Below are 319 nucleotides of genomic sequence, written 5' to 3' on the forward strand. Positions count from 1 at the left end.
GCGCCACGACGACGGACGTTGTCTGTAATGACGACGCCGGTACGAGCGACGACGGAACGGTTGACCTGACGGTCAGCGGTGGTTCCGGAAGCTACACCTATGCGTGGAGCAACGGCGCGACGACCGAAGACCTTAGCGGCCTTGCTGCGGGTACTTACACGGTAGTGGTTACCGACGCAGCTGGCTGTAGTGGCGAGCTGACGGTGACCATCGACCAGCCGGAGCCCCTGGTGGCTACGGGCGTTACGACGGACGTCATCTGTAACGATGATGCCGGTACGAGTGACGACGGTACGATCACGCTGACGGTAGTTGGCGG

1 protein-coding gene is annotated in these 319 nt (G+C 62.4%); it reads left to right on the plus strand.

All coding sequences use genetic code 11. The features are described 5' to 3' along the window. Positions 1 to 319: SprB repeat-containing protein (locus tag E1J53_RS23910; RefSeq protein WP_173021636.1), on the plus strand; the 319-nt coding region annotated here is incomplete at both ends.

Source organism: Lewinella sp. W8 (assembly GCF_004375085.3).
GTDB lineage: Bacteria > Bacteroidota > Bacteroidia > Chitinophagales > Saprospiraceae > Neolewinella.